This window comes from Clostridium sp. E02, assembly GCF_003833015.1.
Classification (GTDB): Bacteria; Bacillota; Clostridia; order Lachnospirales; family Lachnospiraceae; genus Lacrimispora.
In genome coordinates, this window is sequence record NZ_RJLQ01000034.1 from 21,174 (window position 1) to 28,611 (window position 7,438).

Sequence of the window (7,438 nt, forward strand, 5' to 3'; positions counted from 1 at the left end):
TAATGGAATTGATTCGTCATATTATATTTTTTGCATTTTTGTTTGCCGCAGCGTGTCAGGATGGAAAGAAGAAAAGCATTTCCATATGGTTGTTTCTGGTTGGAGGAATTGCCGGTATTCTGCTTTCCGTTTTTCAGAAAACCTTTGGCATTCAAAGCCTATTAAGCTGTTTGCCAGGTTTTTTTTTGCTTCTTTTAAGTCGAATTTCGGATGAGTCAATTGGAGTGGGAGATGGCTTCTTTTTCATTGTAAGCGGTCTGTTCTTTCCTCCATTTTTTAATTGGAAATTGTTTATTTATGGAACTATGTTCGTGGGAGTAATATGTGGGGGAAGTTACCTGTTCCACCGGTTTAAAGGAATGGATATTAGAAGCAAAACGGTGCCATTTCTCCCTTTTTTGATACCGGTCTGGATTGTGATGGTACTCCAATGAAAAGACGACTGAAAGGAAGTTATACTATAGAGGCAGCGTTTGTTATGTCGATTGTCTTATGGGCAATGCTTGTTTCCATTCAGGCGGCCTATTGCATCCGGGATGAGGTGGTAGGATCTATGGCTATGGCGGAGTCTGTACAGAGATTAAGGCATAATGAATCAGAATCTCCAGGAGACGCAGATAATTGGGCTAAAAATCGGGCGGGGAAACCTTTTTCGTGGAAAGAATATGAATATAATATCCAAATGTCAGGGAATCCGATTACAGGAAGAAAGGTAAATGCGTTTGGGAGGGCAGGGAGATGGAATCTTTTGATAGAACAAAGCGTATTTGATCCGGAAAATTTTTTAAGAATGGTAACATTGCTTGATCAGGAGGAATAGATGAAAATTACATACAAACGAGAATTGAAACATAACTATTTAATCATAGAGCCAGAGGAAGCAGGATATCAAGGGTACGATCTTTATATGTTTGAGTCTAATGATATAGAAGGTCTATTAAAATTTCATTCCAGGCAGACAGATAATAGAAGAACTTATTATTATGAGATAACATCAAAACAACCATTAAGTCGAATTCTGGAATATCATAGCTTGGGAAAAGAAGAGTTAAAAAAGCTGATCGGTGGGATCTTAAGTGCCTTGGATCGGCTTGAGAAATATCTGTTAAAGGAAGATTGTATCATTCTTGAGCCAGAATATATTTATGTTGAGCCAGAACGATTCGCCATTTCTCTTTGCCTGATTCCTGGAAAGGCCAGTGAGTTTCCAGCAAAGATGACGGAACTGCTCCGGTATCTTTTGGGAAAAGTAGATCATCAAGATAAAGAATGTGTGGTTATGGCATATAGTCTTTATCAGGAAAGTTTAAAAGAGAATTATGGAGTCCATAATTTACTTGATCGAATGGGGGAAAAGGCGATTGCAGTTAAGGAGATTGAGAGGGATCATGTAATAGAAGAAAAAACAAAGATAGATCCAGTAACAGTTGATAAACCATTGGAAGGTTCTGAGCATAGGGAATTGCTTTCACAAAAATCGAATATGGGGCTTTCTATCCTTGTTGGGATAGTGGCAATGACAAGTGGCTTTGGAGTACTGTGGTTTTTACGGGGGGGATCAGGAATACAAAAGTACTGGTATCTTTGTGTGGTCTTAGGCCTGATTCCAGCGTTGCTTATGAAACGCTGTCCAGAAAAAGGCAATTCTTTGATACAGAAGGAACCAGACAAGAAAGAACACGAAGAATGGAAGGTGGCTTTTGAAGAAGAACCGGAAGAAATAAAAAAGGAACAGGAACAGATAGAAGAAGAGGAAGTGTTGCAGACGGTACTTTTAACGAGTGGATCTACAGATAAAGGGGTAAGGTATTTAAAAGCAGTCGGTTCTGATTTGGAAGATATTGTTGTTTCTTATACCCCTTTTTTAATTGGGAAGCAAGAAGGGATTGTGGATTATGCAGTAAACCGCGAGGGAATTAGTCGGATTCATGCTAGAATTGACTGGGTAGAGGAAGGGTATGAAATCAGTGATTTAAATTCTACAAATGGAACAACGGTTAATGGACGGATGCTTGAAACAAACGAGACTTTATCATTAAAAAAAGGAGATGAAATATTTCTGGCAAATTACGGGTTTATATTTACATAATATGTCATTTTGTGATAAAATAATTCTATTATAAGAGATGGAGAGTCAGATGGAGAACTTGAGCAAACAAAACCAGGCATATGTGAATATTTCACTACTTGCTATTAATATTATTGCATTTATTTATTTAGAGTTTACAGGTTCTACCGAAGATACGCAGTTTATGGTTTCCCATGGAGCTATGTATGCACCGCTTGTAATAGAAGGCGGACAGTATTATCGCCTGCTCACGTCTATTTTTATGCATTTTGGAATCAATCACATTATGAATAATATGCTAATCCTATTTATTTTGGGAGATAATCTAGAACGGGCGCTTGGACATATTAAGTACCTTTTATTCTATTTAATCTGTGGAATAGGAGCAAATGTAGTCTCTTTGATGGTCAATATTTCCAACTATAGAAATGTGGTATCTGCAGGAGCTTCCGGTGCCATATTTGGTGTAATCGGCGGGCTTTTATATGCAGTAGTGATAAATCGGGGGCAATTAGAGGATTTAAGTACTCGTCAATTGGTTGTCGTGATTGCATGCTCCCTGTATTTTGGCTTTACCAGTACCGGTGTAGATAACACGGCTCATGTTGCCGGCTTGTGCTTTGGTATTCTTATGGGTGTTATTATGTATCGTAGACCCAAGCGGTCTGTTCATGTGGGTAGATAAGGAGAATTACGGAAAGGAGGTGAGCGTGTGAGAGAAGATAATTGTATTTTCTGCAAGATAGCAAATGGTGAGATACCATCAGAAACACTGTATGAAGATGATACATTCCGCGTTATATTGGACTTAGGACCAGCTTCCAAAGGACATGCACTGATCCTGCCAAAACAGCATTACAAAGACATATGTGATCTGGATGGTAAAGTCGCTTCAAATGTCTTATTGCTGGCATCGAAGATAGGGGGCGCCATGAAAAAAACTTTGGGATGTGCAGGATTTAATGTAGTACAGAACAATGGAAAAGAGGCTGGCCAGACGGTTTTTCATTTTCACGTGCATTTGATTCCTCGATATGAGGACGGCCCTGAAATGGTTTCGTGGGTACCGGGCAAAGTAAGTCCGGAAGAATTATCACAGACAGGAGCAGCTATAAAGAGCGCCCTGTAATCAGAGGGGCATAATAAATGAGTATACATCAAGATGAAAATTTGCTGTTGCAGTCAATCTATAATGAGTATCAGGGATTGCTTCGCCGGATAGCCAAAACACTGAATGTACCAGATATGGAATTAGACGATGTAGTACAGGAAACATTTATTTCATATTTTGAAAATTATTCCTTAACTTGGTCAGATATACGAAAAAAAGGGATGTTAATTAAAATATTAAAACGTAAATCCATTGATTGCCTGCGTAAGAATAATCATTACGAAAAGGTGAGTATGGATGAGGAGTATGCGTTTTACGAGGTGTCATTGCTTACAAAATACGTGATAAAGGATCCGCTTGATGTGATACTTGGGGAGGAATCTCTTGAGAAAATAACATGGGAAATCTTTAATATGAGAGAAGAATGGAAAGAAATGGCTATACTTTACTTTTTGGAACAGCTTACAATTCCTGAAATCTGTGAACGATTAAAGATAACGGGAACGGTATGCCGTTCCCGGATCTATCGAACTAGAGTTTGCTTAAAGAAGATTCTAGGAGCAAACTATGATTTGTGATAATTTATCTAGATCAGTGATTCAATCTTACCAATGATCGTTTCCACTGCATCCTGGAGTTCGCTTTTTCCCATATTAGCAAGATAAGCCTTTCGGTTTACATAGGTCTCTGTGATTGCCTGAAGCAGCGATTCTCCATTTAGGTTTTCTTCTTCCAATAGATAACTAAATCCCTGCTTTTTAAAGGATTTTGCATTTAATATCTGGTCCCCTCTGCTGGCGGCGGCAGACAGCGGAATTAGTATATTAGGTTTGCGAAGTGCAAGGATCTCGCAGATGGAGTTTGCACCTGCTCTGGAAATCATTAAATCTGCAGCAGCGAAAAGGTGCTTCAAAGGGGCATCTACATACTCGTATTGTACATATCCCTCCGTACTAAAAAGGCTTTCATCTAGATTGCCCTTTCCACAGATATGTATAATCTGATAGTGTTCAAGTAATTTTGTAAGGATCCCTCTAACTGCATTGTTGACAGTGACTGATCCTAGACTGCCACCGATTATTAAGATGACGGGTTTATCCTTTGAAAGACCGGAATAATCAAGCCCCTTAATTCGGTCCCCATGTAACAACTCTTTTCTTATAGGAGAACCGGTTAGAACTGATTTTTCTTTGGGTAGATAATTTAAAGTTTCTGGAAAATTGCAGCATACATAGGAGGCAGCAGGAATACAAAGCTTATTGGCAAGTCCTGGAGTCATATCCGATTCATGAATGATGACAGGCACTTTTAAATGTTTTGCTGCAAGAACCACGGGGACGCTTACAAAGCCGCCTTTTGAGAATACAATATCTGGTTTCTGTTTTTTCAAATAGCTGAAAGCTTCCCCATATCCTTTTAATACACGAAATGGATCAGTGAAGTTTTTAATATCAAAATATCTGCGGAATTTACCGCAGGAGATTCCATGGTAAGGGATACCAGCTCCTTCTATTAATTTTCGCTCAATACCCTGATAGGATCCCATATAGCGGATTTCAAAATCCCGCTTCTTTAATGAAGGGATTAATGCAAGGTTTGGAGTCACATGACCAGCTGTTCCTCCGCCAGTTAGAATGATTTTTTTCATATACGTTGCCTCCCAATTGGATATAATATAATAGTAAACGTTCGTGTTAAAAAGTCAACCCCAAAGCGAAAGGGATGGAAAGGATAACGTGACAAAGAGGTGCAGACATGGAGCATAGAGAACATAAAAAAACAAGTTTCATTTTAAAACAGTTCAAAAAGAATGAAGTGGTTTTGGTAAAATTAGAAGCCCAATTGCTTGAATATATGCAAAAGCATCCGGAATTAATACCAGATCCACCAGTAGCGCCACCAGGGGAATTTCAGAAAATCATGGAAGAGTTTAACAAACGAGAGAAAAAACTGGTGGTTAGAAGACAGTTAATCATTCGTAATTGGGGCTTTAAGCTACTACAGCTTTTACAGAAGCCTCTATTGGTAGCAATGCTGGCAATTATATGGCTGATGGGATCAAATGAATACCGTCCTATAAAAAAAGCCTCTCATTTTAATCAAGTACAGAGAACCATTGTAAGGAATATAATATACAATGGGCTTTCCTCCCAACCCATATATAATGCAGATGGGAGGCATTATATTCGTTCTCAAGACTGACTGATTTGTGTTTCATCCCATTCGTGTTCTTTAAAACCAACTAAAACAAAGTCGTCTCATTAAGTAGAATCTCCTTTCTCTGTAATTTCATACCCTTATTTTACCCGTTTTAAGGCCGAATGAAAAGGGTAAAATTGGAATAGACTATAAGGATAAAAGAATTTAAGAGGTAAAAATGGGATTTTTATTATTTTTATCAGAGGCAGCAGTTCCTTTGATTATTTTTTACATTATTGGATTTGGAGTGCTTTCCAAACGTCCGGTATTTGATGATTTTTTAAATGGAGCCAAAGACGGAATGAAAACGGTAGTGGGGATTATGCCGACTCTGATTGGATTAATGACTGCAGTTGGGGTATTACGCGCCTCTGGATTTTTGGATTTTCTATCTCAATTATTGATAAAACCGGCTTCCTATCTATCCCTTCCTGCTCCAGTGGTACCAGTTGTTTTGATTCGTATGATTTCTAATTCAGCGGCTACCGGACTGGTATTGGATATTTTTAAAAAGTTTGGAACGGATTCTTATATTGGTATGCTCACCTCTGTACTAATGAGTTGCACGGAGACTTTGTTTTATTGCCTTAGCGTATATTTCGGAACCGTAAAAATCAAAAAAACCAGATATTCCATGGCAGGAGCATTAACCGCAACAGCGGCGGGAGTGGCTGCCAGCGTGATTTTATCCCATTATTTGTCATAAATGGAAAAAAATCATGTTGATTTTAAGAATTTCATAAGAATTCAAGTGGTTGTCTTGAAATACATAATCATGTATAATTACCAAGAAGCTTTTATTGTCAGAAGTATGAAGGGGATAAACGTGGATACTTACGGAACTCTTAACGAAGTACTAGTGAATCTGTTTCGGGATATCATGGATATCGAGCAGCAGGCGATCATTACACAGGAATTTAATAATATAACGAATAATGATATGCATGTCATTGAGGCGATTGGTGTTGCAGAACCCAAGAACATGTCCACCATTGCCAGAGAATTATCCGTAACAGTAGGCACCTTGACCATAGCCATGAACAGCCTTGTTAAGAAAGGGTATGTAACCCGACAGAGAGGCAAAGAGGATCGCCGTGTTGTATACATTTCTCTTTCAGAAAAAGGAAAACAGGCCTATGAACACCATGCAAAATTTCATCAGGAAATGATTGCAGGAATTCTCGAAGGGTTAAGCGAGAATGAAATAGAAGCATTGATCAAAGCTCTGACCAAACTAAATAAGTGGTTTCGGAGCCTTTAACAGAAATTAAGGAGGCAATACGCAATTATGAGAAAGTTCATTGTGTTTATACTGAGCGCCATATTGGTGATGTCCTTGGCGGCGTGTACACCTACAAAGAAGAAGATTGAGACAACCACTCCAGATCCTCAGGTGATGGCTTCAACTGGAGGCGTAAGTGATAAAGTCCCAGATCCCAATGTGGAACCCATGGAGATTATCTCCATATATAACTTAAATGATGACAATACAGGGTTAAATCAGGCGATGGATGCGGTGGATAAACTCACGGCAGAAGCACTGGTAGATAAACTGATTGAATATCATGTATTGGAGGAGGGTACGAAGGTTGTAAAATTCGAGATTGTAGATGGGACAGGCACACTTGACTTATCTCAGGTTCCTCAGAAAGATTCTGACCGAGAATCCCTTGTTATTGCAGCAGTGGGAAACACTTTTATAGAGAACTTTGAAATCGAAAAATTAAAACTACTTGTAAATGGGAAAAACTACCAAAATGGGAAGACGAATCAGGATTATCTGGAATATGTAAAAGATTATAAAAAGATTAAATAATAATAGAAACCGGGCAGGTGACGAAAGTAACGTCAACTGCCCGGTTTTCTTTTATTATGGGTCGTGACCCTGTTGAGCACGCGAAGCGTGCGAAATATAAACCACCCGCTATGCGGGTGCGCGGTGTTTGTTACACAAAAAAATCACCTTTCCGTTATAATAAGGTTGTTCAAGCCAATTTATAACGAAAGGAAAGGTGATTTTAATGGCCAATAAGGCAAACAGTTTGGCACATACCAAATGG

Annotated in this window: 11 protein-coding genes; 10 read left to right on the top strand and 1 reads right to left on the bottom strand. The window is 38.8% G+C overall.

Annotation, left to right across the window (positions count from 1 at the left end):
- The first annotated feature begins 2 nt into the window (after positions 1-2).
- From EFT72_RS18225 to EFT72_RS18250, 6 genes are read left to right on the top strand one after another with little or no spacing between them, the layout of a single operon-like run.
- On the top strand, positions 3-434 hold the full coding sequence (locus EFT72_RS18225; RefSeq protein ID WP_124068346.1) for a prepilin peptidase: 432 nt from the start codon (positions 3-5) through the stop codon (positions 432-434).
- Positions 431-820: a hypothetical protein gene (locus tag EFT72_RS18230; protein ID WP_124068347.1), complete on the top strand. Its 390-nt coding sequence runs from the start codon at positions 431-433 to the stop codon at positions 818-820. The genes EFT72_RS18225 and EFT72_RS18230 overlap by 4 nt, the downstream gene beginning before the upstream one ends.
- Entirely contained in the window at positions 821-2,089 is a 1,269-nt protein-coding gene (locus tag EFT72_RS18235) for a DUF6382 domain-containing protein (protein ID WP_124068348.1), read from the top strand.
- Positions 2,090-2,138: 49 nt separating this feature from the next.
- Complete coding sequence (locus tag EFT72_RS18240) at positions 2,139-2,753, top strand: rhomboid family intramembrane serine protease (protein ID WP_124068349.1); 615 nt, start codon at positions 2,139-2,141, stop codon at positions 2,751-2,753.
- Between the two features lie 27 nt (positions 2,754-2,780).
- Positions 2,781-3,197: an HIT family protein gene (locus EFT72_RS18245; protein ID WP_124068350.1), complete on the top strand. Its 417-nt coding sequence runs from the start codon at positions 2,781-2,783 to the stop codon at positions 3,195-3,197.
- Between the two features lie 17 nt (positions 3,198-3,214).
- Entirely contained in the window at positions 3,215-3,757 is a 543-nt protein-coding gene (locus tag EFT72_RS18250) for a sigma-70 family RNA polymerase sigma factor (RefSeq protein ID WP_124068351.1), read from the top strand.
- 8 nt (positions 3,758-3,765) lie between these two features.
- On the opposite strand, the gene EFT72_RS18255 is transcribed toward EFT72_RS18250, so the two are convergent.
- On the bottom strand, positions 3,766-4,827 hold the full coding sequence (locus tag EFT72_RS18255) for an undecaprenyldiphospho-muramoylpentapeptide beta-N-acetylglucosaminyltransferase (RefSeq protein ID WP_124068352.1): 1,062 nt from the start codon (positions 4,825-4,827) through the stop codon (positions 3,766-3,768).
- A 107-nt stretch (positions 4,828-4,934) separates the two neighbouring features.
- On the opposite strand from EFT72_RS18255, the gene EFT72_RS19515 reads away from it, so the two are divergent.
- The 4 genes from EFT72_RS19515 to EFT72_RS18275 all read left to right on the top strand — a co-directional run bounded on the left by EFT72_RS19515 (position 4,935) and on the right by EFT72_RS18275 (position 7,194).
- Entirely contained in the window at positions 4,935-5,381 is a 447-nt protein-coding gene (locus EFT72_RS19515) for a hypothetical protein (protein ID WP_206426682.1), read from the top strand.
- Positions 5,382-5,556: 175 nt separating this feature from the next.
- Positions 5,557-6,084, top strand: coding sequence for a spore maturation protein (locus tag EFT72_RS18265; RefSeq protein ID WP_124068353.1), 528 nt, complete (start codon positions 5,557-5,559; stop codon positions 6,082-6,084).
- Positions 6,085-6,189: 105 nt separating this feature from the next.
- A complete protein-coding gene (locus EFT72_RS18270) occupies positions 6,190-6,639 on the top strand; it encodes a MarR family transcriptional regulator (RefSeq protein WP_124068357.1) in 450 nt (149 codons plus the stop codon).
- 27 nt (positions 6,640-6,666) lie between these two features.
- Positions 6,667-7,194 carry a GerMN domain-containing protein gene (locus EFT72_RS18275; protein WP_124068354.1) on the top strand — a complete coding sequence of 176 codons (528 nt, stop codon included), beginning with the start codon at positions 6,667-6,669 and terminating at the stop codon, positions 7,192-7,194.
- Positions 7,195-7,438: the final 244 nt, after the last annotated feature.